Below are 26631 nucleotides of genomic sequence, written 5' to 3' on the forward strand. Positions count from 1 at the left end.
GAACTTTTGACGCTACCTTTTCAGTATTATAATTTTACCGTGTATTACTGAAAAACGAACCGTTTTTCGTACAAAAAATAAAAAAGGGCAATTCCTCCCTCACCTTCCCTTCTCTTAGAGGTGGGGGACTCCTTGCCTAATAACGTTGAAACGTGCGGCGCAACGTCGGCGAAAAAAAGATTGACAACCGTTGCCGTCGTGGTATGATAAGTGTAAAGAAAACTGAAAATTGCACCATCATCCACTAGGGGGGCCTTTAGAAAGGCTGAGATCAAAGTGTGCCTTTGAGACCCTTAGCACCTGATCTGGGTAATGCCAGCGTAGGGAAGTGGAGGAGCAGCACAGCAAGGCTAGGCGCTTTGCCTTGCCAACGTCGTCGCATGCCCACGCCGCTTTCTTTACGCCAATAGGCAAAGGAAGCGGCGTTTTTATTTTGCTAAAAAAGGGGGAGGACGAATGTCATTCGCAAAGCAATTGCGCCAAGCGGCCGATCCGATCTGGCAGGCGAGCTTTCGCCATCCGTTTGTTCAGGAGCTTGGCCAAGGGACGCTCGCGCGCGAGAAGTTTCGCTATTACGTGATGCAAGATGCCTATTATTTGCGCCATTTTGCCCGCGTGCAGGCGATCGGGGCAGCGAAATCGCCGGATTTGGCGACGACAGCCCGGTTGGCGCACCATGCACAAAGCACGTGCGAAGCCGAGCTGTCGCTGCATGAAACGTTCGCCGAGCTGCTAGGCATTACGGAAGAGGAAAGGGCGGCGTTCATTCCGGCGCCGACGGCGTACGCCTATACGTCGCACATGTACCGCGCGGCGTACGAAGGGCATCTCGGTGATGTTATCGCCGCCATTTTGCCGTGCTACTGGCTGTATTACGAAATTGGCGAGCGCTTGAAAACATGCCGGCCGAACGATCCGATTTATGAAAAATGGATCGGCACCTACAGTTCGGACTGGTTCCGCTCGCTTGTGGAAGAGCAAATCGCGCGGCTTGACGACATCGCTGACGCGGTCACCGAAGAGGATCGCCATCGGATGAAGCGGCATTTCCTCATCAGCAGCGAATATGAGTACGAGTTTTGGGAGATGGCGTATCGGCTTGAGCAGTGGCCGTCGGCTGAATTGGCGGCGAGCCGTTGACTCGATGCAAGGAGGAGAACAGGATGGAAGTGAAGACAAAAGGGTTAAAATTGGCGGATATTTTAACGACGATCGTCATTGCGATTGTGTTCGGCATCATTTACAAATTGTGGGGTCCGTTGTACAGTGCGGTCGGAGTATTCGGATTTCATCTTGACCAACTCATTTACGGGATGTGGTTTATCGCCTCCTCGCTCGCTTATTTGCTCATTCGCAAGCCAGGGGTGGCGCTGCTTGCTGAAGTAGCCGCCTCGTCCGGCGAACTCATTATGGGATCGCAATGGGGGCTTGAAGTGCTCATTTACGGGGTCGTTCAAGGGCTGTTTGCCGAGCTCGTCTTTGCCGCCTTCCGCTATCGGCGCTTTGATGCGTTCGTTGTATCGCTCGGCGCGGTCGGGGCGACGATTGGTTCGCTCATCATGGACTTTTACAAAGGCTATATTGAGGCGCTCGCCCCATGGAATATGGCGCTCTTTTTGCTGGCGCGTTTTATCGGTGCCATCCTCATCTCCGGCGTGTTTGCTGTTTCATTGGCGAAAGCGCTCGAAAAAACCGGAGTGACGCAAATGTGGCGTCCGGCCTCGAAAGACGATTACGATGCGTTGAACCGGTAAGGCGGCGAATGGCGATGAAACAAGCAATTGCGATTGATCGGCTGCGTCTGAAATTTCCCGGGAGCGACGGGCTGCTGTTTCGCGACTTGTCGCTTTCGATTGCCGAGGGGGAGAAAGTGCTCCTCCTTGGTCCGTCGGGATGCGGCAAGTCGACATTATTGCAAGTGATGGCTGGCATCATTCCCCACTCGATCGATGTGCCGATGAAAGCGGAGCGCCTTGAGCGGCCGAAACGGTGGGGCTATGTTTTCCAAGATCCTGATGCGCAATTTTGCATGCCGTATGCGGACGAGGAAATCGCTTTTGCCCTCGAAAATCGAAGCGTGCCGCGCCACGAGATGCCCGTCCGCATCCGTGCCCTGCTGGACCAAGTCGGTTTGGAGATCGCCCCGCATACTGATATTCATACGCTTTCCGGTGGAATGAAGCAGCGGTTGGCTCTTGCTTCGGTGCTGGCGCTTGAGCCGGATATCTTGTTTTTGGATGAGCCGACGGCGCTGCTCGATGAAGAAGGGACGAAGGCGGTATGGCAAACGGTGAAGCAGGTGGGCCGCGGCAAAACGGTCGTCATCGTCGAGCATAAAATTGACCATGTGCTCGACTTTGTGGATCGCATTGTCTTGTTCGGCCGCGATGGGCGCATCGTCGCCGACGGCGAGGCGAAAGCGGTGTTTTCCGACTATAAAGACGTCATTGCCGCTGAAGGCATTTGGTATCCAGGCGTCTGGGACGACTATGATCGAACGGCAAGGCGGCGGAAACACCATAAAGGCGAGAAGCTTCTTCGCCTCGCCCGTTTTCGCGGGTTCCGCGGCCGTGAGGCGAAAATCTATGTTCCTGAAGCAACGGTGCACGCCGGCGAATGGATTGCCGTCACCGGAAAAAACGGCGCCGGCAAAAGCACGCTGTTGCATGCGCTCATGCAACTCATTCGCACGGACGGCGAGTATATGCTGCTAGGCGCCGACATCAAGCGGCAACACCCGCTTTACCGCCATATTGCGTTCGTTTTCCAAAATCCGGAATGGCAATTTGTCGCCCATTCCGTTCGCGAAGAGCTCGCCTACTCGCTTCGGCTTGAGGGGCGGCCGAAAGAGGAAATTGAGGGAATCGTCGACCGTCTGTTGCGTGAATTTGACCTTGTTGAGCAGCAAGACCAGCACCCGTACCAACTGTCGGTCGGACAAAAGCGGCGGTTGAGCGTCGCCGCTTCGATCGTCGCCGGCCAGCGCCTCTTTTTGCTTGATGAGCCGACATTTGGGCAAGATGCAAAAAATACGTTCGCGTTGCTCGAAATGCTTGAAGCATACCGTGAACAAGGGGCGGCGATCATGATGGTTACACATGACGAACAAATCGTCCGCCGCTTTGCGACGAGACAGTGGGTGATTGAAGATGGGGCGCTCGTTCGGGACGAACGGCTTGACATCCGAGAGCCGGTGTTGGCGGAAGGTGGGGCAGGGTGATGAAATGGGAGGTTCGCTGCCGCGAGACATGGCTTCATGAGACGAACCCGAGTTTGAAGCTCATTGTGCTTGTCGTGCTCTTTTTCGCTGTGTTGTTCATTCATAACCCGAACGTGCTGATTAACGTTTCGCTCGCTCTCTTCGTTTTGTTTTGCTTTGGCACCGGCTATCCGGCGAATGTGTTGTTTTGGCTGTTTTTGCCGTTTTTCCTCGTGTTTGTTTCGACGGCTTCATCGATGATGATGTTTGGCGAGGGAACGACGACATGGGTTCGCTGGGGGCTCATCCATGTTACAGCGGAAAGTTTTTGGCGCGGGGTGCACATCGGGTTTCGCGCTTTGGCGCTTGGGCTTCTCGGGTTGATTTTTTCGCTGACGACCCGGCCGGTTCCGTTGTTTTATTCGCTCATGCAGCAGTTGAGACTGAAGCCAAAGTATGCGTACAGTTTTTTGGCGGCGGTTCGGTTGTTGCCGATTATGCTTGAAGAGTTTCAGACGATCCGCTATGCGTTAACAGTGCGCGGCGTGCCGAACAAGGGCGGCCTCAGCAAAGTGAAGCGCTACGCCATTCCGCTGTTGTCGCAAAGCATCCGCCGCGCCCAGCGCATCGCTGTGGCGATGGAAGCGAAACAATTTTCCGGCAGCGGGGGGCGCACGTTTTATTATGAAATCGGGTTCGGCAAATATGATATTTGGCTTGTCGCCTTGTTTGCCGCTTTGATGTTCGCCGCCTACTATGTCGGCGTTCATTATCCGTATATTTCTATAAGCGATGTACGGTAGAAAGAAAGGGATGGCGATGGGGGTTCTCCATTTCATTTCCACCGGGCGTCAGACGGTTGGCGAGTTCGCCGCGATTTGTGCGCACACCCATCCGTATGCCGACCTGATTCATATTCGCGAAAAAGGGAAGACGGCGCGTGAAGTGGCGGCGTTTGTCATGTCCCTGCTTCGCGTCGGGGTGCCGCCGCAAAAAATCATCGTCAATGACCGGGTTGATGTCGCGGCTGTCTACGGTGTCAAAGGTGTGCAGCTTGCTTATCACAGCCTGCCGGTGCGCGCCGTCCGCCGCTCGTTTCCGGACTTGACGGTTGGTTGCTCGGTGCACGGGCTTGAGGAGGCGAAACAAGCCGAACAGGATGGCGCTCACTTTTGTTTGTATGGCCATATTTTTCCGACGGACAGCAAGCCCGGTTTACGGCCGCGCGGTCTGGACTCGCTTGCGGAAATCGCGGCCGCCGTGTCCATTCCAGTCATCGCCATTGGCGGCATTCACGCCGGCAACGCTCGTCGGGTGCTGGAAGCGGGCGCAGCCGGGGTGGCAGTATTGTCGGCTGTTTTTTTCGCTGCTGACCCCGTTGCTGAGGCTAAACGGCTGGCAGACATCGTGAAAGGGAGGGGATAGGGGATGACGCATCGGTATGACGTCGCCATCGTCGGCGGCGGGGTGATTGGGGCGGCCATCGGTTTTGAGCTCGCCAAGCGGCGGCATCGCGTCGCCATTTTTGAAAAAGGAACGATGGGAAGCGGGGCGTCAAGCGCGGCAGCCGGCATGCTTGGGGCGCAATCCGAGTTTTCGACGTCAAGCCCGCTTGTGCCGCTTGCCTTGCAAAGCCGAGCTCTCATGCCGGCCTTGGCTGAAGAGCTGAGGGAGAGGACCGGCATCGATATCGGCCTTGTCGAAAAAGGATTGATCAAACTAGCGACAACGGAAGAGGAAGCAGACGATCTCTATCGCCATTATACATTTTGGCGGGGCATAGGCGAACCGGTGCAGTGGCTCACGAAAGGGGAGGCGCTTGAAATGGAGCCGCGTCTTGCGGCGGAAGCGCTTGCTGGCGCGATGTACATCCCTGGCGATGGGCAAGTGAGCGCTCCGGATTTGGCCGCCGCTCTTGCCTATGCCGCCGCCTCCGCCGGCGCTTGTCTGTACGAGTATACGGAAGTGTTCGACATCCGTTCCGACAGCAGTGGGCATGTGTTAGACACAACAGGCGGAACGTTTGCCGCCGAGGCGGTCGTCATCGCTTCCGGCGCTTGGGCGGCGCGGCTCGGCGCGCGGGTCGGGCTTTCGCTTTCCGTTTATCCGGTCAAGGGGGAATGCGTCATGGTGCGCGCCCCGGTTCCGTTGTTGCAAACGACTGTATTTGCGAAAAACGGCTGCTACATCGTTCCGAAATCAGGAAACCGGCTGCTCATCGGAGCGACGTCCACGCCCGGCACGTTCGATCGACGTGTATCGGCCGGTGGGGTGATGAACTTGCTTCACCGCGCCGCCCATCTTGTTCCGGACATCGAACAGGCGGAATGGGTGGCATCATGGAGCGGCATTCGGCCGCAGACCGAAGACGGCTTGCCTTATCTAGGCGAGCATCCGGAGCGGCGCGGGATATTTGTCGCTGCCGGACATTACCGGAACGGCATTTTGCTCAGCCCATTGACCGGTCTGCTTGTCGCCGACTTAGTGGAGCGGAAAGAGACGGCGTTTGATCTTGCGCCATTTTCGTTGACACGCCATATCGGAAAGGTGGGGGTGGAATGACGTTAGTGATTAACGGGGAGACGGTCGCCGTGCCCGACGAGGTGAAAACGGTGGGCGATTTGCTTGCCCATTTCCGGCTTGAGAACAAACTTTGCATCGTCGAAGTCAATGTCCGCATCATCCAAAAACATGAGTATGGGACGACGGTGCTATGCGATGGTGATCGCGTGGAAATCGTTCATTTTGTAGGAGGCGGTTGATGATGTTGAAAATTGGCCCATATGAATTTTCTTCGCGGCTGTTGCTTGGCACGGGCAAATATCCGAGCTTGGACGTGCAAAAAGAAGCGGTGGAAGCATCAGGGGCGGAAATTTTAACGTTCGCCGTCCGGCGGATGAACATCTTTTCCCCGGAGCAGCCGAACTTTTTAGAGCAGCTCGATTTAAGCAAATATAAGCTTTTGCCGAACACCGCCGGGGCGAAAACGGCCGAAGAAGCGGTGCGCATCGCCCGACTCGCCAAGGCATCCGGATTGTGTGATATGATAAAAGTAGAAGTGATCGGCTGCGACAAAACGCTTCTTCCCGACCCGGTTGAGACGTTAAAAGCAGCGGAAATGCTGCTTGAGGAAGGGTTTATCGTGTTGCCGTACACATCCGATGACGTCGTGCTGGCGAAGCGGCTTGAGGAGCTTGGCTGCCATGCGATCATGCCGGGCGCCTCGCCGATCGGGTCCGGGCAAGGCATCATCAATCCGCTCAATTTGAGCTTTATCATTGAGCAGGCGAACGTGCCGGTCATTGTCGACGCCGGCATCGGCGGACCGGCGGACGCGGCGCTGGCGATGGAGCTTGGCGCGGATGGGGTGCTGTTGAATACCGCTGTTTCCGGCGCGGCCGATCCAGTGAAAATGGCGAAAGCGATGAAGCTGGCGGTAGAAGCGGGCCGGCTCGGCTATGAAGCCGGACGCATCCCGAAAAAACGGTACGCGTCAGCGAGTAGCCCAATGGAAGGAATGAGTGTTGTTTGAACGAACGGTATTCCCGACAGCAACTATTTGCACCGATTGGAGAGGAAGGACAGAAGAAAATACGAGAAAAGCATGTCGTGCTGATCGGTGCCGGAGCGCTCGGCACAGGCAACGCCGAAGCGCTCGTGCGCGCCGGCATCGGCAAATTGACAATCATCGACCGCGATTACGTCGAATGGAGCAACTTGCAGCGCCAGCAACTGTACAGCGAAGCGGATGCGAAGGAGCGGCTGCCAAAGGCGATCGCCGCCAAACGGCGCCTTGAACAAATCAACAGCGAGGTTGAGATCGAGGCCATTGTCGGCGACGCCGGCCCGGAAGAATTGGAAACGATCGCTGTCAAGCAACGCCCTGACTTATGGATCGATGCGACAGACAATTTTGATACGCGCCTTGTCATCAATGACGTTGCCTACAAGTACAACATTCCGTGGATTTATGGCGCTTGTGTCGGCAGTTACGGTTTAAGCTGCGCCTTCATTCCGAACCGCACGCCTTGTTTGTATTGCTTGCTTGAAACGGTGCCGCAAGGGGGATTGACGTGCGATACGGCCGGCATTATCAGCCCAGCGGTGCAAATGGTTGTCAGCTATCAGATGGCTGAGGCGTTAAAAATTTTAGTGGAGGACTGGTCGGCGCTCCGCGGCAAGCTCGTTTCGTTTGACCTTTGGACGAACGAATATGCCGCCATTCGCATTGACGGGGTGAAAAAGGACGGTTGCCCGACGTGCGGACGTCATCCATCTTATCCGTTTCTTTCCTATGAACAACGGACGAAGACTGCCGTCTTGTGCGGGCGCGATTCTGTGCAAATCCGTCCGCCTGCCCGACGCGAGTACGACTTGAATGAAGTGGCGGAGCTGTTTCGCCGCCAAGGGCTTCAAGCGGAAGCGAACCCGTATCTTGTCTCCGTTTCGCTCGGCGACAAGCGGTTGGTTGTCTTTCGTGATGGCCGTGCGCTTGTGCACGGCACGAAAGACGTGCAGGAGGCAAAGGCGATCTATTACCGCTATTTAGGTTGAAACGAGAGAAAATGAAATGAGGGCGTCTATTGATGGGAGGACGCCCTTGTTTTGTTCATCAAACTGTCAAAAAGACACCCTTCTCCTCCTGCTTTTCCCGCCGTCAATATGGTACGATGAAAGAGGGGAAGAAAAGGGAGGGGAAGACGAATGGCCGAGTGGTCGGTGACATTCAACATTGCCTCATTGCTTGTTCTTGTGTATTTGATTGGTTCCTGTTGGCTTGAATCATGATGCGCCTCGGTTCATCCGGCGCATTTTTCTTTTTGGTTGTCTGGCTTTATATGGAAGGACAACTCGCCAGCTATAGTCAGTTGGCGAAAAATTTGTTATATTTAAGATAGGAAGAGCGAAAACGGCTGCTGCCGGCCGCATCGCTTTGTTTCCGCTTAGCGCGGCAAGTGTGGTTTTTACGCATGATTCGGCGGAAAAATGGATATGAATAACATAGTCACCATCCATAGGAGTGTGAAGATTCGTTGGAAGAGTGGCCGTTAAGGTTGTTCGGGTGGTTTTTCCTCTCCCTGCTCGCGAATGCACTGTTCGCTTCAGCAGAAGCCGCGTTTTCTTCGGCAAGCAAGGCACGGTTGCGGCATTATGCGGAAGAGCATCTGCACAATAAGCGCCTCCAAGCGGTGATCGGTCAGCTTGACCGCGTGTTGTTGGCGCTTGCTGTGGCCAACCGCCTCACCAGCGTCGTGACGGTCGTGCTGTTTACGGACATCGCCGTTTCGTTGCTTGGGGAACAGATGGGCTTGTTTGCCACGCTGGCGGTGATGACCGTATTATTTGTCGTCTTCGGTGAAATTTTGCCAAAATCGATGGCGAAAGAGCATGCGGAGCAGCTCGCCATCCGATACGCCAGTCTTGCCTATGCGCTGATGAAGTTGATGACGCCGGTTACGGCGTCGCTCCAAGCCTTAAAAGATCGAATCGCCAAGAGGTTCGCCAAAGGGGTGGCTGTGCCGGCTGTGACGGAGGAAGATATTAAAGTGATGGTTGAGCTGAGTGAAGAGGAAGGGGTCATTGACAACAAAGAAAAAGAATTGATCCAACGTTCGCTCGATTTTGATGAAATTTTGGTCGGAGAAATTTTCACGCCGCGCGCTGATATGGTGGCGGTGGAAGTGAACCAGCCGATTGAAGAGATTCGCGACGTGTTTTTGGAAGAGAAATATTCCCGCATCCCGGTTTATGAAGGGGATATTGACAACGTGATCGGCATTTTGTCGGAAAGCGACTTTTTCAGCGAGCTTGTGCAAAAGCGGGAGGTGCGCATCCGCGATTTGTTGCGCCAGCCGTTGTTCGTTGTCGAGTCCATGAAAGTGTCCGATCTCCTGCCGGAGCTGCAAAAAAGCAAAGTGCATATGGCGATCGTCGTCGACGAGTTTGGCGGCACCGCTGGCTTGATTACGCTCGAAGATATTCTCGAGCAAATTGTCGGCGAAATATGGGATGAGCATGATGAAGCGGTGAAAACGGTGCGCCAAATCGACGAGCACAGCTTCGAGTTCAGCGCCGAACTGCCGCTGGATGAATTTTGCGAAGTGATGAACATCGACGTGCCAAGGAGCGAATCGCATACGTTGGGTGGTTGGATTTTTGAGATGTTTGAGCGTATTCCAGCAGTCGGCGAAACGTTGCAATATGGATCGCTGACGTTCACCGTCCGCCAAGTCGACAATCGGCGCATTCGCAAAGTGCTTGTCTCATTGAGCCAACCGCTTGCCGAGCAGGCGGGAGGCGCCTGATTCGCTCCCCGTTTCCATATGAAAGCGCCCCGGGCTGACGGCCCGGGGCGTTTGCCATCTATATGAAGTTGTTCGTTAAGGCGGTTATTGAATGTTGCCGAATTGGCCGCCAAGTTGTTGCTGAGCCATGGCGACAAGACGTTTCGTAATTTCGCCGCCGACCGAACCGTTCGCGCGAGAAGTCGTGTCAGCGCCGAGGTTCACACCAAATTCTTGGGCGATTTCGTACTTCATTTGATCAATGGCTTGTTGAGCACCAGCGACTAACAGTTGGTTGTTGTTATTGTTGCGTGCCATCGTTGATCATCTCCTCTTAAAAATTTTTGATGGTTGGGGTGGTTGGATTTGCACCAATACTTCACGCTGCAAGGCGTGTGCCAAGCTTGGCTGAACCCACCGGCCCACCCGCCTTTGGCTTCGCCAGCGTCCCTGTTGCAACGGATGGGTGATTTCGCTGGCGGTACTCATAGTTTGGGACGTTTTTTGCCTGTTATGCATGGTGAGAATATGGGAATTTTTAACGTTTTACCGCCGTCACCATTAGGGAATATGTAAAGATAAGGAACATCCTAGAGGAGGAAGCAACATGAATGTATGCCCGCTGTGCAACGGGTTGCGCCGGGTGACGGTGTATTGCAGCTACTGCCGGCAACCAATGGAAGATCATGGGAAAGTTACAGATTATTTCGATGACTACAGCCCGTACATGGATGCGGACGTCATGAAGCTTGTCGACGGCTATTTGCGCACGTATACGAATCATGAATGTGTTCATTTGTTTTACTGTCCGACTTGCCATGAGGAGGAAGTGCGTTTTATCAAGGAATAAGGCTGTTGATGGAGTGGAAAGGAAAGGCGTTCCGTTTTTTCAGAACGCCTTCGAATGAATCTATATGAACAACAATGGGGGGTTACTTTTCATCCGCCGCCCGGATGCGCCGTTCCGTTTCAACGTCAAAGAAATGCGCTTTGTTCATATCAAGCGCCAGGTCAATCCGGTGGCCCGGCTTGATTTCCGTGCGGGCGTCGATGCGAGCGACCAATTCTTGGTTGTCGATGCTAAAATAGATCATCGATTCAGCGCCAAGCAGCTCGGCGACTTCGACGAGAGCGGTGACTTTCGTCGCCGGAGATGCTTCAAGGAAGAGCGGTTCGTCGTGAATGTCTTCCGGACGAATGCCTAAAATCACTTCCTTGCCGACATACCCTTGCTCACGCAGCACTTTCATTTTTCCTTCCGGAATGCCAAAGGATGTTTGGCCGACGACAAACTTGCCGTCTTGGAGCGTTCCACGAAGGAAGTTCATGGCCGGTGAACCGATAAAGCCGCCGACAAAAATGTTTTCCGGTTTTTCGTATACTTCGCGCGGCGTTCCGACTTGCTGGATGACGCCGTCTTTCATGACGACAAGACGGGTGGCCATTGTCATGGCTTCCGTTTGGTCGTGGGTGACGTAAATGGTCGTCGTTTCCAAGCGCTGATGGAGCTTCGCGATCTCTGAGCGCATTTGCACCCGCAGTTTCGCATCCAAGTTCGAGAGCGGCTCGTCCATTAAAAACACTTTTGCATCGCGGACGATGGCCCGTCCCAATGCCACGCGCTGCCGTTGCCCGCCGGAGAGCGCTTTCGGTTTGCGGTCCAAATATTGCTCGAGCCCAAGAATGCGCGCCGCCTCGCGGACGCGTTTGTCAATTTCCGCTTTCGGGAATTTGCGCAGTTTTAAACCGAACGCCATGTTGTCATAGACGCTCATATGTGGATACAGAGCGTAGTTTTGGAACACCATGGCGATGTCGCGGTCTTTCGGCGGCACATCGTTCATTCGTTTGCCGTCGATGTAAAGATCGCCTTTGGAAATTTCCTCAAGGCCGGCGATCATCCGCAACGTGGTGGATTTGCCGCAGCCGGACGGGCCGACAAATACGATAAACTCTTTGTCTTGAATATGTAAATTGAAGTCTTTGACGGCGACCACATTGTTGTCGTAAATTTTGTAAATATGATCAAGAATGAGTTCTGCCATAACCATCCTCCTCATCGCCGAAATCGTTTTCTTGCCATTAGTGTATAGAAAAATAGGAACATTCGTAAATGGACGAGGTGCACAAAAAATGCCGCCGATTTTCGGCGACATGACAAAAAAGCGGGGGATTACGAACGGCGCCGGTGCAAGATAGCCAAATAGACGGCTGCCGCCCCTTTGAACCGTTTGATGTCAACACCAGTTTGCTCCGCCCATTTATCGATTCGATATTGCAAACTATTGCGGTGCATATACAGCTTTTTCGCTGCCATCGAGACGTTTAAGTTGCATTGCAAAAACGTCTCCATCGCCCGCACTTCCTCCTCGTCGAATCCGTCAAGAAACGAGAGGGTTTGGTGAGCTTTCTCACTGACTGCTCCTTCTTCAAAGAGCGGAAGCGGAATGACGTCTTCCCATTCGTACACCGTTCGTTTCGGCCAAAAGCGCCGAGCGGCGGAAAAACACTCTTTTTCAAGGAGAAACGATTCATATAGCCGTTCATCGACGGAGCGGATTGGGCCGATCAAGAAATGAATGGCCGTATAAAAATCAGCGGCGAGCGCCTCAGCCATGTCCGCTAACGAAGGCGGCTCCGTCGTCCGCTTTTGTTTCGCTTCGACGATCAGCCCGCGCCGATCTTGTTCCCAGACGATGGCAACCGGGGAGGAAAATAAGCCGCGAACGGCGTCAGCAAACTCCTCTTTGTTGGTGATCGGCCGGCTGGCTGTAAAATGAATGAACCGGCAATACGGAGCAGCGAGCCGAGCGAGCGCGGCTGGGTCGCCGGTTGCCATCCATCGTTTCCATGCCCGCTCCTCTTCGCTTTCCGGTTCGCGTCGGCGCTCGGCGGGGGTGAAAAAAAGCGCCAGCAATCGCCGCTCCTGCTCTGTCAATCGATGCTTGGCGATGCCGATCTCATCACCATCGGCGGTATAAAACCATTCGTAATCTTCGGGGTGTTCCGGCTGACCGTTGATGACGATGTCCCCTTCATAAAGCGATTCGAGCTCTTTTAGCATCGCGGCGCACCCTTTTCTGTCAAGGATGATGTCACGCCGAAGATGAATCGGCGTTGTTTTCATTATACCAAATCCCCGCGAATGGAAAGAAAGACAATGGATGAAAGCGGGAAAGCCGCAGGATGAACGGGCGGCTTGGTCAACAGCGGGCGTCTCGAACGATCCCCGCCTAACGCATCGGCGGAGGGGCTCATAGAACAAAAGGCCGACTTTCCCGAGGCGGGAAAATCGGCTCCGTTTACTGGCCGGCTTCGTACGGCGGCTCTTCTTTGACAAGATCGCGCGCTTCCTCAATGTTGACGTCATCGCCGTGGCCGTACACGGCACCTCCGGCCATCCCTTCGTTGATCATGCGGTCGATGTCCATATAGTATTCATCGCGCCCTTCGTACAATGAATCCCGGCGCTTGGCTTCATTTCGTTCCATCATCTCGCTCCTTCCTCTCATCGTTTTTCCTAAAGTTTGTCCAAAATAGGCATACGCTATCCATGCCATTCATATGGATGAAAGAGGACAAGCGGGAAGAAAGGGTGGCAAGGAAATGATCATGCTTATCAAAAAATTGCTCGAAACGACCGCCGCGGCGGAAGACAAAGCCCGGCAGCTCGCTGAGATGGAAACGGATGAGGCATGGGCGGTCTATTTGGCTGAAGCCGAGCGGCAGCGTAAACTTTGGCAATACGTGCATTATTTAGTTGCTGGGGCTAACGCCGACGGTCGAGCGGAAAGAGAGCAAAGCAAAGCAGGCGCACCTCGTTGTGATCTCTTGCAAGCCATGGCGGCGGCTGAGTGGGAAAAAGCGATGTTATGCCAGAACGTCTGCCAAAGCTTAAATGGAGCCGCCAAACAAGCGGTTGATGCTGTGTTCCGCCAGGCGCTTCGCTACAGCGGCCAGTTTCTAGCTATGGCGTACGATGAGCGAGCTCGGCAAACAGCTGATTGAGCCTCTCAAGCCGCCGTGCCTCAATCTCCGGCTCATCAAACACCATCGGCTTGGCGTTGATTTCATAAATGTAAAGCTGCTGTTCGCTTCCGACGCCGATGTCGGCGGAAAACTCGCCGACAAAGCCAAACCGTTCGCCAAGGCGTGCGCCGCTCAAGGCAATAAGCCGCTCGAGCGCCGCTTCATCGATGCGTTCCTTGACTTCTTTGTACGGGAGGATGGTTCCGCCATGAAACACATGGGTCGTCACTGACTCGACGTCGGCCGAACGAACACCGATGCCGGTGATCGTATGGCGGCCGTTGTGCCAATGGGCGAGCACGCGCAAATCGTAGCGGCGTCCATTCCACTCGTCCGTTTCAGCCAATGCTTGGGCGATGTAGCGGCCGGACTGAATGAGTGATGCGAGCGCATCGAGCGAGCAGAACCGTTTTTGGCCGCCCGGATATTCGCAAATGGCTTCCGTCTCTGACAAGGCGGTGAGACGAAACAGCCCCATTCCTCTGGCGCCGTCATCCCGCTTCAAGTAAATGCAGCTGTATTGGCGGAGCCAAGCGCGAAGATCGGCCGCTGTTTGGACAGGCGCCGTCGGCAATAGATGCGGCCAGAGCCGGCGGTCGGACCGCAGCGCGTCATAAACGTCCGATTTGCGGAAAAAAGAGCGGTTGACAAGTGGAACGCCATGGGCGCTCAACTGGGCAGCCGCCGTTTGAAACGGCTCGCTTTCTTCTTCTTCGCGGCTTTTTACTCGATTGTAGACGACATCGGGCAGTGGAGCGGCCGCTTCGATGAAACGATGAAGCGTCGGAACGAATAGATATCCGGAGACCGTTTTCTCTCCGATGCCGGCGGCCGCACTGACGACGGAGATGCCGCCGGCTTTGTGGATGGAGCGGATAACGGTTTCAAGCCACGGCTTTTTCCCAGCCAGCAAAGCGGAAAGGGACGAGGCGCTGACCAGCACGCCGACGAGCGGTCCCACCCGTCCATCTTGCTCGCGGACGGGAAAGACGAGATCGGGAAGGACAGCGGCGGGAGCAACCCAGCCGCTGCCGAATCGATAAGGGCCGCCCGGACTGTTGCACACCCACTCGCCGGTGTCAGGACGGTAGCCGATCGTCAGCATGGCCAAAGCGCCTCGGGTTCGGTGATGGCTGTTTTGCTGAGGTGGACGGCGTAAGCGAGCGGCAACCGCGCTGTTCGTTCGTCTGCGTCCTTTAATTTTGGATGCTTAAAAATCGACCGTCCGGGTTTGGAATTGGCTTCAAACATCCAAATCCTTCCTTGTTGGTCAACACCAAGGTCAAAACCGATTTCGCCGATCAACGTTTCTGATGCTTCATCAAGGCAACGGCTGAGCGTAAGGGCGGCGTCAGAAAGACGGGCGAGCATGATTTCGCGCTCGGCGGCATCCGGGAAAATTTCTTCCAGCGTTTTGACGATGCCTCCGCTGTTCATATGGGTCGTGATGCTTTGTTTTCCAGCGATTTTGGCGGCGATGGCGCTCACTTGCCATATGCCGTGTTCGTTTTTGTTAACGTGAACGCGGAAATCAGCCGGTCGGCCGTTGACGGCAAGAAGCGGAACCGCTTGTTGGATGACATAGCGGTGAAGCGGCGCATGGGCGAGCAAATGATGCCACACCGCCATGGCGGTGGGAAACAGCACTGTTTGTATTTCTCCGCTTTCATCGCGGAACCGGCATTCATAGGCGTTTTTTTTCGCTACATGATAAATGCCGCGGCCGAGGCTGCCGTCGGCCGGCTTGATGTACGCTTCACGGTAGCGGGCAAGAAACTGCTCAATGGTGTGCTGCGTCACGTGGGCGGACGTCGCCGGCAAATACGGCTGCGCCTTCGGATGGACAGCGAGCCGGCGGTAAATGTCCCATTTGTTGAAAAAACACCCGTTAAAGATCGGGATGCCGTAGGTGGTTTGCAGCGTCTTCGTCATCGTTTGAAACGTTTCCTCCTTTTCGACGCGCCGGTTTGGCAGCCGGTTGTAAACGACATTCGGCAACGGCACCGTATGGCGTTCCCAGCCGCGCTCTGTGTAAAAATAGCCGTTCGTCATGCCGTTTTCCCAGTCAATATGGGGCGCGCCAAACAAAAAGGCAAATCCGCCGACTTGCTTTTCTTGCGCCAGCAACTTGGCAAAAAAGAAGCTCCGGCTGCCGACCGGGCGGTGGAGCGACTTTGTGAATCCGGCGGTCAAAATGCCGACAAGCGGCCCGAAGTGAACAGCTTCATCGGTCAAAAAGACATGAACGTCAGCGGCAAATGGGATCGACAAGCATCGGGCAACGTCATGCGCCACAATCACACGGTCGGTGAGACGGGGGGAAGAAATGACCCGGCATGGGGTGACAAGGCTGCCGAACGCGGCTGATGTTTGCCTAGATGTTTGGAGCGTGGCGGGAAGAATCACCGTATTTGTTTGTTTTTCGTCAATGATCAACGTGTAGGTCATTGGCTTTTCCCCCCTCTGGCCAAAAACAAGCAATACCGAAGCGGCGCTTCGTACAGTTCGTTTTGTTGCTCCGGGGGCAGAAGATGCGCCACTTTTCTCCCCGGCTTGGAATTGACATCCAAAATCCACACCGCCCCGTTGTCGGTTGCACCAAGATCCAAGCCGATTTCAAACAAAGGACCGAACGTGTGATCCATATAAACTGGCAGCGTGCGGATGATCGTCTCAACGCCATCGAGCACGAAGAGACGTTTTGAAGAGGAAAGGTGGTCGAGCCACTCGGAAAACGGACGAATGTCCGCGCCGGCGCGGACGTTGGCCACCCATGCCCCCGGTCGGCCGACTCGCACGGCCCGCACCCGCTCCACCCAGCGTCCGTTTTCATCCTTTTGCAAAAGAATGCGGAGGTCAAACGGTTCACCCTCCGGGGTCGATAGCTGAAGCAATGGCTGCAGGACATACTCGCCGCGGCGGCTCCAAGAGGCGAGGAGCTGTTCCAGCTCGCTTCGGCGGGCAATGACGGCCTGTTCTTGACCGTGACTGTCTTGGACGGACAGCGCCTTCCCTTTCTTTTGAAAGATGCAAATACCGCGTCCTCCGGAGCCGTGCACCGGCTTGGCGATGGCGGCTTGTTCGCGGCGGAGAAGCGCAAGCACATCATCGGCGCGCTCAAGCCGGACAGTCGGAGGCACGTATGCGGACAAGAGCGGGTGAGAGGAGAGCGCTTCATATACGTCCCATTTGCCCGGCAGGCCATAGCCTAAAAACGTGAGGTCAGGCCGCTGCTTCAACCAGTTCATAATCGGTTTTGCTTTTTTGGACCGCTCATCATTGCCGTAAAAGCAGCGGTCATATAAAAATGGCGGAATGGCAAAGACGGCGTTTGTCCATTCGTTCGTTTCCTCTTGAAAGAGAAAGCCGCGGACGTTTTCCGTCTGCGGATCGATGCCAAGCGGCGAAAAGCGGCAGACGGAAATGCCGTAGCGTCTGGCGCATTTCGCCACCTCAGTGCAATACGTGTGGTCTTGCTGTTCGTCAAGGGTGACAAAACCGAGTGAAAGCAAAACGGTTCACTCCTTTTCCTCCATCAATGTCAAACTATAGTCGATGATCGCCTTCGCCGACGGGCGGACCGATTGGTAGGAAGCGGCCATATCCGTCTGTTTCGACGGCTTCGTATTCACCTCGATGATCCACGGCTGGCCATGGATGTCAATGGCAAGATCAACGCCAAACTCTCCATACAGTCCCTCCGCTTCCGAGGCGAGAACGGCGGCGGATTCCAGTGCGATTTCTTTCAGAAGCTGTTTTTGCTGGAACGCGTCAGCTCTCGTATACCACTTCCGCAAGACATCATTGACCGCCATCAGTTCTCCGCCGCGGGCAAGGTTAGCGACAAACTGATCGGGCGGCGCTACGCGGGCGACGGCGGAAGTGACGCGCCAATCATTGTGGCGGGCGCGATGACAAAGCAGGCGAAAATCGACCGGGCGGCCGTCGAGGGTGCGAAGCTCAAGCCCTTGTTGGATGATCATCGGCGTTCGGATTTGTTGCCGCAAAGCGGAAGCTAAAGCGTCCATCGAACGATATACGGCCGTTGAAGCGGAAGTGGAATGGCGAAGACAAATTCCGTCGTCCGAATGTTGGAGGCAGAAAATCCCTCGCCCTTGGCTGCCATAGATCGGCTTGAGAAAGACGGATGGGAAAGCGTCAAGGAACGCCTCAAGCGTATGTTGACCGCTCCAGAGCGCCGTTTTCGGCAAGTGCGGGTGCAAGTACTCGTGCCGCTCAAAATGGCAGTGCACTTCCCATTTATGCAAAAAGCGATGGTTGAACATCATCCCGTTTTCTTCGGCAAGCCGAGCGAGCAGCTCGGCAAACAAAGGGGAGCGTTCGAGCTTGCGAGAGTGAAGGCGATTGTAAACGACATCGGCTGGAGGCACGTCCCGCTTGCCCCATCCGCTTTCGGTCCACTGATAGCCGACTCCCTCTAAGTAAAGCGCCGGCGAGGACACGTAAAAAAAGAGACCACGCTTTCTAGCATATGCCGCCAATTCCTCGCAAAAATGATGGATGGATCCAAAGGCAGCCCGTTCACTTGTTTCATTGATTTCCGTCAGCACAGCCATCGTTCGTTGTTTGCTCATCGCAGTCCCTCATTTGCGCATTCGTCAGGCAAGCTCTATAATGAACAATTAGGCAAACGTTTATATCGCCATCGTATGATGACGGACGCCGTTTGGTGACAGCGGCGGGGACGGAAGGAGAAGAGGATGGAAACGTTCGTTTATTTGCTGTTTATGGTGGCGGTCGGGGCGCTCATTGGCGGGGTGACGAATTTTATCGCCATCGTGATGCTGTTTCGCCCATATGAGCCGATGTACGTGTTTGGAAAACGGCTGCCGTTTACGCCGGGATTGATTCCAAAGCGGCGGCGGGAGCTGGCCGAACAGCTCGGGAAAACGGTCGTGGAACATTTGGTGACGCCGGAAGGATTGCGGCGCAAACTCATGGATCCGTCCTTTACGGCCGAGATGGCCGAGTGGGGGCGGGAATGGCTTCGAAAGTGGCTTGCGCGCAAAGAAACGCCGGCTGAGTTGCTTGAACGCCTTGGTATTCGCTCTCCCGCCGAGCGGCTCGAGGCGATGGCGGCCGAGCAAGCTGAGCGAGCGTACGAACGGTGGAGCGAAACGTGGCGTCTGCGGCCGATACGCGATGTATTGCCAGCGGAGTTGAAGCAGACAATGGAAGCGCGCGTCGAAAGTCTAGCGGGTTATTTGGCCGACAGGACGCTTGACTACTTTCGCAGCGAGGAGGGAAAGCAGCAGATTTCCAGCATGATCGAGCGTTTTTTCCAAGAGCGCGGGATGGTTGGAAATATGCTGCAGATGCTGCTTGGCAATGTCAATTTCGTCGATAAGGTGCAGGCGGAGCTCGGTAAATTTTTGCGCCATGCTGGCACAAGAGAGGTGCTCTCCCGCCTTCTTTGGACGGAGTGGAACAAATGGTTGGACTATCCGCTCGCAACCGTGGAAGAGATGATCGGCCGCCGGCGCATCGATGAAGCGGTGCGGTCGGCTGCCCGCCGCTTGGTGCAAAGCGACGGCTGGCTGCATCGCCCGCTTGATGAGCTGATCGCTCCGTACGAGCAACCATTGTTTGACCGCCTCATCCCGCAGGCGGCGGCAACGGTCAGCTGCCTGTTAAGCGACAAAATCGAGGCGATTGTTGCACAGCTTGGGTTGGCGGATATTGTCCGCGACCAAGTGGAGTCGTTTTCATTACGACGATTGGAAGCGATCATTTTATCGATCGCCCGCCGTGAACTAAAGATGATTACGTATTTGGGCGCCTTGCTTGGCGGGCTGATCGGCGCCGTTCAAGGCGTCATTGGCTTATGGCTGTAGGCTGTGGCATATCGCCGTCAGATGGCGCATACGTTAGAACGTGAACGATATTCGTATAGGAGGCTCTTTTTATGTCTGAACCCCTTCATGCGCTCGCTAGACAGCTTGAGCAGGCGATTCGGGCGAGCGAGCCGTTTCAGCAGCTGAAACGGGCATACGAAGATGTCCGCCGAGATGAAATCGCCTATCGAATGTTCGCGAATGTCCGCGACATCCAGCTTCGGCTCCATGAAAAACAGATGCGCGGGGCGGCCATTTTGCCTGATGAAATCGAACAGGCGCAAAAGGCGATGGCGCTCGCCCAGCAAAACGAGAAACTCGCCCGCCTGATGGCGCTCGAGCAGCAAATGAGCATGACCATTGCCGAGGTTCAGCAAATCGCCATGAAGCCGCTTGAGGAGTTGCACCGTTCATTCATGGAAGGAAGATAGGAAAAACACCCGGTCGGGTGTTCTTTTTTTGTCCGTTTCGTCATAGTCATGAAAATGATAAGGAATGCAAAGCCGCCGCCAGCTTGCTGGCGGCGGCAAGAGAGGTTGAGACGGACAAAAGGGGGAGACAGCCGTGTATAAGCTGTTGGCGCTCAACATTGACGGAACGATTTTAAAAAACAACGGCCGCCTGCCGCGCGAAACAAAAGAGGCGGTCGACTATGTGAAGAAAAAAGGAGTTTATGTTACGTTAATCACGAGCCGCAATTTGCTTTCCGCCCGCAAAGTGGCGAAAGCGCTGCGGCTTGATGGGATGCTCATTGCATTCCAAGGAGCGATGATTGCCAGAACGCTTGATGATAGGCTGTTTGACGCCGTGATCCCTGAGGAGCGGACGTTTAATATCGTGCAAATTTTGGAAAATTTCAACTGCAACATCCGCCTCATGCATGAGCGGTATTCGCTCGGCAATCGGAAGAAAGTGAAGAAAAACCTTGTCGTGCAAACGGTTCTCTCCTCAAGCGACCCGTTTTTCTATCCGACTCAATTTGTCGACTCGCTTGGCGATGTGCTGATCGACGAACCGATCGCTGTGCCGAAAATTGATGTATATTTTGCTACAGACGAAGAGAGGGATGCAGCGGCCGCTTTATTGACGAAATCGATTCCGTCCATTGATATGATTATGCAGCCAAACGGAAAAATGGAAATTGTCCCGCAAGGAGTGTCTAAACTCGCGGGGTTGCGCCGGCTGGCTCAACATATCGGCGTATCGTTGAAAGAAACGGTGATGATCGGTGACGGCCTTGACGATTTGCCGGCGATTGAAGCGGCTGGGCTCGGCGTCGCCATGGGGAACGCACCGCTTGAGGTGAAGCGGGCGGCCGACTGGGTGACGCGTTCGAACGAACAGCTCGGCGTCGCCTACATGGTGAAAGAACATTTCCGCAAACAGCAACGGATCGAGTTTTTGCAAAAACTCAAAACGAAACAGTAAGCAGCTTGAGCGGGGAGCGAACCGTGAGAGGACAACTGGCGCTTGCCGTTTTCACGAAAATCATAAAAATGAGGCCGGAGCGAATGTCCGGCTTTTTTAATCTAGTTGGCCGGGCGGGAGTCATTTCCATAAAGTCGGCGGCAAAGGTGCATTCTTCCGCTTGACGAAGGAAACAGCCGTTCAGTACACTGAAAGAAGTTTGAAAGAAAAGGTGATGAACGTGCGGATCGAAATTCAAGGACTGCCGCATCCGGAACGGTTTCAGCGCCCGCTCGAAGTGATGACCGAGCTGTTCTTCGAAGCGCCGGAGCTGTCGCTCGCGCCGCTTCCCGAGGCCGATATGGCCGTTATGTTTTCCGTCAAGAAAGACGGGTGCATCGCTGTTTCTGGGACGCTTCTCGACAAGACGTCCGGGCGCGTTGAGGAAGCGAGTCATGAATGCAGCACGCCGGCGGATGCTGACGGGAAAACGTACGAAAAACAGCTGAAAAACGCCGTTTTGCATGTCTATTTGACGTTGCTTGAGCGTTCTACCGGCCTCATTCAGCCGTGGGGCGTGCTGACCGGCGTTCGTCCGGTCAAGCTGCTTCATCAGCTTTTGCGCTCAGGCCTTTCGAAAGAAGAGGCGCACCGGAAGCTGGCTGAAGAGTATTTAGTGACAAACGAAAAAATCGAATTAATGCAAGCGATCGTGGATCGTCAGCTCACGGTCGTTCCGGATTTATACGATTTGGCCCACGAAGTGAGCATCTATATCGGCATTCCATTTTGCCCAACGAAATGCGCCTATTGCACATTTCCGGCGTACGCCATCAACGGCCGCCAAGGGTCGGTCGACGCCTTTTTGGCCGGCCTTCATTACGAAATGGAGGCGGTCGGCCGCTTTTTGCGCGAGCGCGGCATCCGCATCACAACGATTTACTACGGCGGCGGGACGCCGACGAGCATTACGGCCGACGAGATGGACCGGCTGTACGCTCATATGTATGACGTATTTCCAGACGTCGACCGCGTCCGCGAAATCACGGTGGAAGCCGGGCGTCCGGATACGATTACGCCGGAGAAGCTCGAAGTGTTGAAAAAGTGGCGGATCGACCGCATCAGCATTAACCCGCAATCCTACATTCAGGAGACGTTAAAAGCGATCGGGCGCCATCATACGGTCGAAGAGACGATCAACAAGTTTCATTTAGCAAGGCAAATGGGTATGAACAACATTAATATGGATTTAATCATCGGACTGCCCGGCGAGGGTCTGGCGGAATTTACGCATACGCTCGCCGAGACGGAGCGGCTCATGCCGGAATCGCTCACCATCCACACGCTGTCATTTAAACGGGCGTCGGAAATGACAAAGAACAAACAAAAGTACAAAGTCGCCAGCCGCGAGGAAGTGCAGGCGATGATGAAGGCTGCCCAAGAATGGACAAAGGAACACGGTTATGTCCCTTACTATTTGTATCGACAAAAAAACATTCTCGGCAACCTTGAAAACGTCGGCTACGCGCTGCCAGGTCAAGAGAGCATATACAACATTATGATCATGGAAGAGCAGCAGTCGATCATCGGCCTTGGCTGCGGGGCATCAAGCAAGTTTGTCGATCCGAAAACGCGGAAAATCACCCGCCAGGCGAACCCAAAAGAGCCGAAAGTGTACAACGAGCATTTCGCCGAATATACGGAAGAGAAAATCAATATATTAAAGGAAATATTTGGATAAATAACAACACCCCGGGAACAACCCCGGGGTGTTTTGATTAACGGTGAAATAAAATGAGCTTGCCGCTGGCATTGACGCAACGGTGTGTTTTCTCCCAACAGCCGCGCTCGCGCAACTTTTGTTCACCGATTTTTTTCGCTTCTTCATCATTGGCTGCTTCAAACGTTTCATCGAGCAATTTTTCTCCATCGCGCTCAAAAGCGGTCAACGTATACATCGGCATGTCACCATCTCCTTTCGCTGAATCATCATTCATTTCTCTTTCATTTAGAGGTTGGATCGGCAAATTCCTGCTTCTGTCTGAAACTTTTTTTGAGACTGCACGTTTTAATAATGTGGGTGGAAAATTTGTTTTACGTTGGGGGAATGTGGATGAGTTTAGAGATCATTGAGGTGACGAAACGGTTTGGTCAGGCGACGGCCGTCGACCATTTGACGTTGACGGTTCCAGAAGGGGAGATGTTCGGATTGCTTGGGGCGAACGGAGCGGGAAAAACGACGACCTTTCGCATGATTTTAGGCCTTCTGCTCCCGACGGAAGGGGTGATCCGTTGGCAAGGCGAACCGATTGATTACTCGAAAAGCCATCTGATCGGCTATTTGCCGGAAGAGCGCGGGTTGTACCCGAAGCTGAAAGTGCAAGAGCAGCTTCTGTATTTAGGGCGGTTGCGCGGAATGAAAAAGACGGATATTCTTCCGGAAATCGACCGCTGGCTCGAGCGCTTCCATATCCGCGATTACGCCAACAAGCGGGTGGAGGAGCTGTCGAAAGGCAACCAGCAAAAAATCCAGTTTATCGCTGCTGTGCTTCATCGACCGAAGCTATTAATCTTGGATGAGCCATTCAGCGGTCTTGATCCGGTGAACGTTGAACTGTTGAAAGAAGCGGTGCTTGATTTAAAACGGAACGGCACGACCATTGTCTTCTCGAGTCATCGGATGGAACATGTGGAAGAGCTGTGCGAACATGTCTGCATTTTGCGCCGCGGCCGCGCGGTGGTGGCTGGAGCGCTGCGTGAACTGAAACGTTCGTTTGGCAAACAAATCCTTGTTATTCAAGGGGACGGGCCGTTTGAAGAATTGGCGCGGTTTCCTGGCGTTTTGCAGTGGAAGAGGACGGCGGAAGGGGTGCGGCTGCAAATCGCCAATGAGGAGACGGCACAAGCGATACTCGGCCATATAGCAGGAAAAGTCGCGGTTCGTCTGTTTGCCTTGGAAGAACCGTCTCTGAATGATATCTTTATTGAAAAAGTAGGTGCGGCGTATGAATAAGTTTTTCCTTGTGGCGGTACATACGTATCAGACGAAGCTGAAGGCGAAAGCATTTTTGGTGACCACTGCCATCACTTGCCTGTTGATCATCGGGGTGGCCAACATTCAGCCGATCATTGAGTTTTTCACCGGTGATGAAAAGCCTCATGTCGCGGTCATTGACCGCACGGGATCTTTGTACGGTCCGCTTGAGAAGCAGGCAAACCATAATCAAATCGCGTTGACAAAAATTACGGATATGGAAAACGAAGCGAAAGAAGCAGTCAAAGAAGGCAAATGGGACGGATTGCTCGTATTGTCCAGGGATGCGGAAGGATTGCCGGAAGCGGTGTATTATGCCAATACGATTGTGGACAATCAGACGCCTGAGGAGCTGGAACGAGCGCTGAGCCAGCTGAAAACAGCGCTTTCAGCCGCTAAGCTTGGCCTGACGGATGAACAAATGGCGGAGCTTTACAAACCTGTTCCGTTCCAAAAGGTGGCATTGGAAAAAAACGCGAAGACGGAAGAGGAGTTGAACCAAGCGCGCGCTCTTGTTTATGTCCTTCTTTTCGCGATGTATATGTTCGTTTTGATGTATGGCGGCATGATCGCGACGGAGGTGGCGACGGAAAAATCGTCGCGCGTGATGGAAATTTTAGTGTCAAGCGTCCCGCCGGTCCAACAGCTGTTTGGCAAAATCATCGGCGTTGCGCTTGTCAGCTTGACGCAATTTTTCGTGTTTTTCGCCGTTGCGTTCGCCGCGTTAAAAACGAGCGGGCAGGAAGTGTGGCGTTTCCTCGGATTTGACCGCCTGCCGGCCTCGATCTTTGTGTATGCACTCGTTTTTTTCTTGCTCGGTTACCTCTTGTACGCGGTGCTGTTTGCCGTGCTCGGTTCGCTCGTCAGCCGGGTTGAGGACGTGCAGCCGGCGATTACGCCGGTCATGATGTTGGTTGTCGCTGCCTTTATGATCGCGATGTTTGGCTTGAATGCCCCAGAGTCGGCGTTCGTGACCGGCGCTTCGTTCGTTCCTTTTTTCGCGCCGATGCTCATGTTTTTGCGCATCGGCCTCGTGTCCGTGCCGGGGTGGGAAGTGGCGCTTTGCCTTGTGCTTTTGGTGGCGACGATTGTTTTGCTGATCTATTTTGGCGCCAAAGTGTATCGAGGCGGCGTGCTGATGTATGGACGAATGAACATTTTCAAGGATATAAAACAGGCCATCCAGCTGACAAAAAAATAAACAGCGTGACGGGACGTTTGGGCTAATGTTCCCTTGCCGTTTCGGCAAGGCTTTCTTTTTGCCCTTTGCCCGTTATGATATACTAGAAAGTACGTACAGAGAAACGGAGGAGAACGAAGTGGCGAAAGGCATCATCCATTATGAGGTTGGGGAACAAGTTGATCTCTTTTTGCTCATCAAATCCGCAACGAAAGGCATCGCCAGCAACGGCAAGCCGTTCTTGACGTTGATTTTGCAAGATAAAAGCGGCGACATTGAAGCCAAACTGTGGGATGTCTCGCCGGATGACGAAGAGCGGTATGTGCCGGAGTGCATCGTCAAAGTGGCGGGAGACATCCATAACTACCGCGGCAAATTGCAGTTGCGCATCCGTTCGATCCGTCCTGCTCATCCGGGCGATGCGGTGCGCATCGATGACTTTTTGGAGACGGCTCCGCTCGGGCGCGAGGAAATGAAGGCGAAAGTGATGGAATACATATTTGCGATGGAAAATCCAAACATCCAGCGCATTACCCGCTATTTGTTGAAAAAATACGAAAAGGCGTTTTTTGAGTACCCAGCGGCGACGAAAAACCATCATGAATTCATCTCCGGACTGGCGTATCATGTCGTGTCGATGCTTGAACTCGCCAAGGCGCTCGTCCATCTCTATCCGTCGCTCAATAAAGACTTGCTTTATGCCGGCGTCATTTTGCATGACCTTGGCAAAGTGATGGAATTATCTGGTCCGGTATCGACGGCGTATACGCTTGAAGGGAATTTGCTCGGACACATTTCGATCATGGTGAGCGAGATCAGCAAGGCGGCGGAACAGCTCGGCATTCAAGGTGAAGAAGTTGTCATTTTGCAGCATCTTGTGCTCGCGCATCATGGCAAGGCGGAATGGGGCAGCCCGAAGCCGCCGCTTGTCAAAGAAGCCGAGGTGCTTCATTACATTGACAATTTGGATGCGAAAATTACGATGATCGACCGTGCGCTTGAGAAAGTGAAACCAGGTGAATTCACTGAACGCGTCTTTGCCCTTGACAACCGCTCGTTTTACAAACCGGCGTTTTTGTCTGTTTCAAAGCCAAAAAACGCGGGTAGTAAAGAGTAAGGGGCGGACCAAGGGAGGGATGGATCATGATCGAACCGATCATTGAAATCGTCCCGACGGCTCAGTATGAACAGGCGAAAGAAGAGTTGAACGAGCTGCGCCGACAGTGGAAGAAAGCGAAGAAGAAAACAAAGAAGAAGCGAAACGAAGCATAAGCGTTGTCCCTAAGAAAGAGGCGGCTTTCCCGCCTCTTTCTCCATGCATACTGCCCCCTTGTTGCGCGTATAGTGTACTAAGACAAGACAAGCATACAAGGGGGAATGGCGATGCTCAGTTTGCCTTGGTGGGTGTATTTGGTTGTTGCCGGTATTATTTTCAGCGGCTATATGACCGTAAAAACGGCGGCGCGCGAGCGGGAAATTGACGAAGCATTTATTGAAAAAGAAGGGGAGATTTACATGGAGCGCATCCGAAAGGAGCGCGAGCGGCGGAAACAAGCGAAGTCCTTGCAATAGCAGGGACTGTAACTATTCAGCCACATCATAAAGTGAGCTGAATATTTTCTTCTTTCCTTGTCTATGATGTG

At 54.0% G+C, this 26631-nt stretch carries 30 protein-coding genes and 1 riboswitch; of the genes, 21 read left to right on the top strand and 9 right to left on the bottom strand.

Features of this window, described 5'->3' with window-relative positions; all coding sequences use genetic code 11:
• The first annotated feature begins 236 nt into the window (after positions 1–236).
• A riboswitch (TPP riboswitch) is annotated at positions 237–344 on the top strand.
• A 112-nt stretch (positions 345–456) separates the two neighbouring features.
• The 10 genes from tenA (at position 457) to DI44_RS13070 (ending at position 9504) form a co-directional block, all read left to right on the top strand.
• Positions 457–1140, top strand: coding sequence for a thiaminase II (gene tenA, locus DI44_RS13115; RefSeq protein WP_013523027.1), 684 nt, complete (start codon positions 457–459; stop codon positions 1138–1140).
• Positions 1141–1163: 23 nt separating this feature from the next.
• Entirely contained in the window at positions 1164–1754 is a 591-nt protein-coding gene (locus DI44_RS13110) for an ECF transporter S component (RefSeq protein WP_033024782.1), read from the top strand.
• Positions 1755–1768: 14 nt separating this feature from the next.
• Entirely contained in the window at positions 1769–3220 is a 1452-nt protein-coding gene (locus DI44_RS13105) for an ABC transporter ATP-binding protein (RefSeq protein ID WP_033024783.1), read from the top strand.
• Complete coding sequence (locus DI44_RS13100) at positions 3220–4002, top strand: energy-coupling factor transporter transmembrane component T (RefSeq protein ID WP_033024784.1); 783 nt, start codon at positions 3220–3222, stop codon at positions 4000–4002. Before DI44_RS13105 ends, DI44_RS13100 begins: the two co-directional genes overlap by 1 nt.
• A 16-nt stretch (positions 4003–4018) precedes the next feature.
• On the top strand, positions 4019–4624 hold the full coding sequence (tenI, locus tag DI44_RS13095; RefSeq protein WP_033024785.1) for a thiazole tautomerase TenI: 606 nt from the start codon (positions 4019–4021) through the stop codon (positions 4622–4624).
• Positions 4625–4627: 3 nt separating this feature from the next.
• Positions 4628–5761, top strand: coding sequence for a glycine oxidase ThiO (gene thiO / locus DI44_RS13090; protein WP_033024786.1), 1134 nt, complete (start codon positions 4628–4630; stop codon positions 5759–5761).
• Entirely contained in the window at positions 5758–5961 is a 204-nt protein-coding gene (gene thiS, locus DI44_RS13085; protein ID WP_011230128.1) for a sulfur carrier protein ThiS, read from the top strand. The genes thiO and thiS overlap by 4 nt, the downstream gene beginning before the upstream one ends.
• Before the next feature lie 2 nt (positions 5962–5963).
• Positions 5964–6731, top strand: a complete 768-nt coding sequence (locus DI44_RS13080) for a thiazole synthase (protein WP_033024817.1) — start codon at positions 5964–5966, stop codon at positions 6729–6731.
• Positions 6728–7753 carry a thiazole biosynthesis adenylyltransferase ThiF gene (locus DI44_RS13075; protein WP_014194972.1) on the top strand — a complete coding sequence of 342 codons (1026 nt, stop codon included), beginning with the start codon at positions 6728–6730 and terminating at the stop codon, positions 7751–7753. The genes DI44_RS13080 and DI44_RS13075 overlap by 4 nt, the downstream gene beginning before the upstream one ends.
• Positions 7754–8232: 479 nt before the next feature.
• Positions 8233–9504, top strand: coding sequence for a hemolysin family protein (locus tag DI44_RS13070; RefSeq protein ID WP_033024787.1), 1272 nt, complete (start codon positions 8233–8235; stop codon positions 9502–9504).
• A gap of 84 nt (positions 9505–9588) precedes the next feature.
• Here DI44_RS13070 and DI44_RS13065 read toward each other — a convergent pair whose 3' ends face one another.
• Positions 9589–9801 (bottom strand): alpha/beta-type small acid-soluble spore protein, encoded by a 213-nt coding sequence (locus DI44_RS13065; RefSeq protein ID WP_011230133.1) that lies wholly within the window; start codon positions 9799–9801, stop codon positions 9589–9591.
• Between the two features lie 289 nt (positions 9802–10090).
• On the opposite strand from DI44_RS13065, the gene DI44_RS13060 reads away from it, so the two are divergent.
• Positions 10091–10333, top strand: coding sequence for a hypothetical protein (locus tag DI44_RS13060; RefSeq protein WP_011230134.1), 243 nt, complete (start codon positions 10091–10093; stop codon positions 10331–10333).
• Positions 10334–10415: 82 nt separating this feature from the next.
• Here DI44_RS13060 and ugpC read toward each other — a convergent pair whose 3' ends face one another.
• From ugpC to DI44_RS13045, 3 genes are all read right to left on the bottom strand, one after another.
• A complete protein-coding gene (gene ugpC, locus DI44_RS13055; protein ID WP_011230135.1) occupies positions 10416–11528 on the bottom strand; it encodes a sn-glycerol-3-phosphate ABC transporter ATP-binding protein UgpC in 1113 nt (370 codons plus the stop codon).
• A 128-nt stretch (positions 11529–11656) separates the two neighbouring features.
• Positions 11657–12547: a helix-turn-helix domain-containing protein gene (locus DI44_RS13050; protein WP_033024818.1), complete on the bottom strand. Its 891-nt coding sequence runs from the start codon at positions 12545–12547 to the stop codon at positions 11657–11659.
• Positions 12548–12785: 238 nt separating this feature from the next.
• The gene (locus tag DI44_RS13045; protein WP_013146251.1) at positions 12786–12974 is read right to left on the bottom strand and encodes a hypothetical protein; all 189 of its coding nucleotides are present in this window, start codon (positions 12972–12974) and stop codon (positions 12786–12788) included.
• A gap of 115 nt (positions 12975–13089) precedes the next feature.
• On the opposite strand from DI44_RS13045, the gene DI44_RS13040 reads away from it, so the two are divergent.
• On the top strand, positions 13090–13491 hold the full coding sequence (locus DI44_RS13040; protein ID WP_033024788.1) for a hypothetical protein: 402 nt from the start codon (positions 13090–13092) through the stop codon (positions 13489–13491).
• On the opposite strand, the gene DI44_RS13035 is transcribed toward DI44_RS13040, so the two are convergent.
• Genes DI44_RS13035 through DI44_RS13020 form a run of 4 tightly spaced genes read right to left on the bottom strand, consistent with a single transcriptional unit; the run spans position 13451 to position 18107 of the window.
• Positions 13451–14617: a YheC/YheD family protein gene (locus DI44_RS13035; protein WP_033024789.1), complete on the bottom strand. Its 1167-nt coding sequence runs from the start codon at positions 14615–14617 to the stop codon at positions 13451–13453. The two genes, DI44_RS13040 and DI44_RS13035, sit on opposite strands and share 41 nt — an antisense overlap.
• On the bottom strand, positions 14611–15960 hold the full coding sequence (locus DI44_RS13030) for a YheC/YheD family protein (RefSeq protein ID WP_033024790.1): 1350 nt from the start codon (positions 15958–15960) through the stop codon (positions 14611–14613). Before DI44_RS13030 ends, DI44_RS13035 begins: the two co-directional genes overlap by 7 nt.
• Positions 15957–17024, bottom strand: a complete 1068-nt coding sequence (locus DI44_RS13025; RefSeq protein WP_033024791.1) for a YheC/YheD family protein — start codon at positions 17022–17024, stop codon at positions 15957–15959. Before DI44_RS13025 ends, DI44_RS13030 begins: the two co-directional genes overlap by 4 nt.
• A 6-nt stretch (positions 17025–17030) precedes the next feature.
• Positions 17031–18107, bottom strand: coding sequence for a YheC/YheD family protein (locus DI44_RS13020; protein ID WP_011230142.1), 1077 nt, complete (start codon positions 18105–18107; stop codon positions 17031–17033).
• A gap of 126 nt (positions 18108–18233) precedes the next feature.
• Here DI44_RS13020 and DI44_RS13015 point away from each other — a divergent pair, with 126 nt between their 5' ends.
• The 4 genes from DI44_RS13015 to DI44_RS13000 all read left to right on the top strand — a co-directional run bounded on the left by DI44_RS13015 (position 18234) and on the right by DI44_RS13000 (position 22515).
• Positions 18234–19367 (top strand): DUF445 family protein, encoded by a 1134-nt coding sequence (locus DI44_RS13015; protein WP_033024792.1) that lies wholly within the window; start codon positions 18234–18236, stop codon positions 19365–19367.
• A gap of 71 nt (positions 19368–19438) precedes the next feature.
• Positions 19439–19798 (top strand): YlbF family regulator, encoded by a 360-nt coding sequence (locus DI44_RS13010; RefSeq protein ID WP_033024793.1) that lies wholly within the window; start codon positions 19439–19441, stop codon positions 19796–19798.
• Between the two features lie 133 nt (positions 19799–19931).
• Entirely contained in the window at positions 19932–20795 is an 864-nt protein-coding gene (locus tag DI44_RS13005) for a Cof-type HAD-IIB family hydrolase (RefSeq protein WP_011230145.1), read from the top strand.
• A gap of 214 nt (positions 20796–21009) precedes the next feature.
• Positions 21010–22515 carry a coproporphyrinogen III oxidase gene (locus tag DI44_RS13000; protein WP_031206558.1) on the top strand — a complete coding sequence of 502 codons (1506 nt, stop codon included), beginning with the start codon at positions 21010–21012 and terminating at the stop codon, positions 22513–22515.
• A 37-nt stretch (positions 22516–22552) separates the two neighbouring features.
• On the opposite strand, the gene DI44_RS12995 is transcribed toward DI44_RS13000, so the two are convergent.
• Positions 22553–22738 carry a YhzD family protein gene (locus DI44_RS12995; protein WP_013146241.1) on the bottom strand — a complete coding sequence of 62 codons (186 nt, stop codon included), beginning with the start codon at positions 22736–22738 and terminating at the stop codon, positions 22553–22555.
• A gap of 149 nt (positions 22739–22887) precedes the next feature.
• On the opposite strand from DI44_RS12995, the gene DI44_RS12990 reads away from it, so the two are divergent.
• The 5 genes from DI44_RS12990 (at position 22888) to DI44_RS12970 (ending at position 26560) form a co-directional block, all read left to right on the top strand.
• Positions 22888–23787: an ABC transporter ATP-binding protein gene (locus DI44_RS12990; protein ID WP_033024794.1), complete on the top strand. Its 900-nt coding sequence runs from the start codon at positions 22888–22890 to the stop codon at positions 23785–23787.
• The gene (locus DI44_RS12985; RefSeq protein WP_033024795.1) at positions 23780–25009 is read left to right on the top strand and encodes an ABC transporter permease; all 1230 of its coding nucleotides are present in this window, start codon (positions 23780–23782) and stop codon (positions 25007–25009) included. Before DI44_RS12990 ends, DI44_RS12985 begins: the two co-directional genes overlap by 8 nt.
• Positions 25010–25127: 118 nt before the next feature.
• Positions 25128–26105: a 3'-5' exoribonuclease YhaM gene (gene yhaM, locus DI44_RS12980; protein ID WP_033005724.1), complete on the top strand. Its 978-nt coding sequence runs from the start codon at positions 25128–25130 to the stop codon at positions 26103–26105.
• Positions 26106–26131: 26 nt separating this feature from the next.
• Positions 26132–26260: a hypothetical protein gene (locus DI44_RS12975; RefSeq protein ID WP_013523055.1), complete on the top strand. Its 129-nt coding sequence runs from the start codon at positions 26132–26134 to the stop codon at positions 26258–26260.
• A gap of 111 nt (positions 26261–26371) precedes the next feature.
• Positions 26372–26560, top strand: coding sequence for a sporulation YhaL family protein (locus DI44_RS12970; protein WP_011230152.1), 189 nt, complete (start codon positions 26372–26374; stop codon positions 26558–26560).
• Positions 26561–26631 lie beyond the last annotated feature (71 nt).

The sequence above is a fragment of the Geobacillus sp. CAMR5420 genome, assembly GCF_000691465.1.
Lineage (GTDB): Bacteria > Bacillota > Bacilli > Bacillales > Anoxybacillaceae > Geobacillus > Geobacillus thermoleovorans.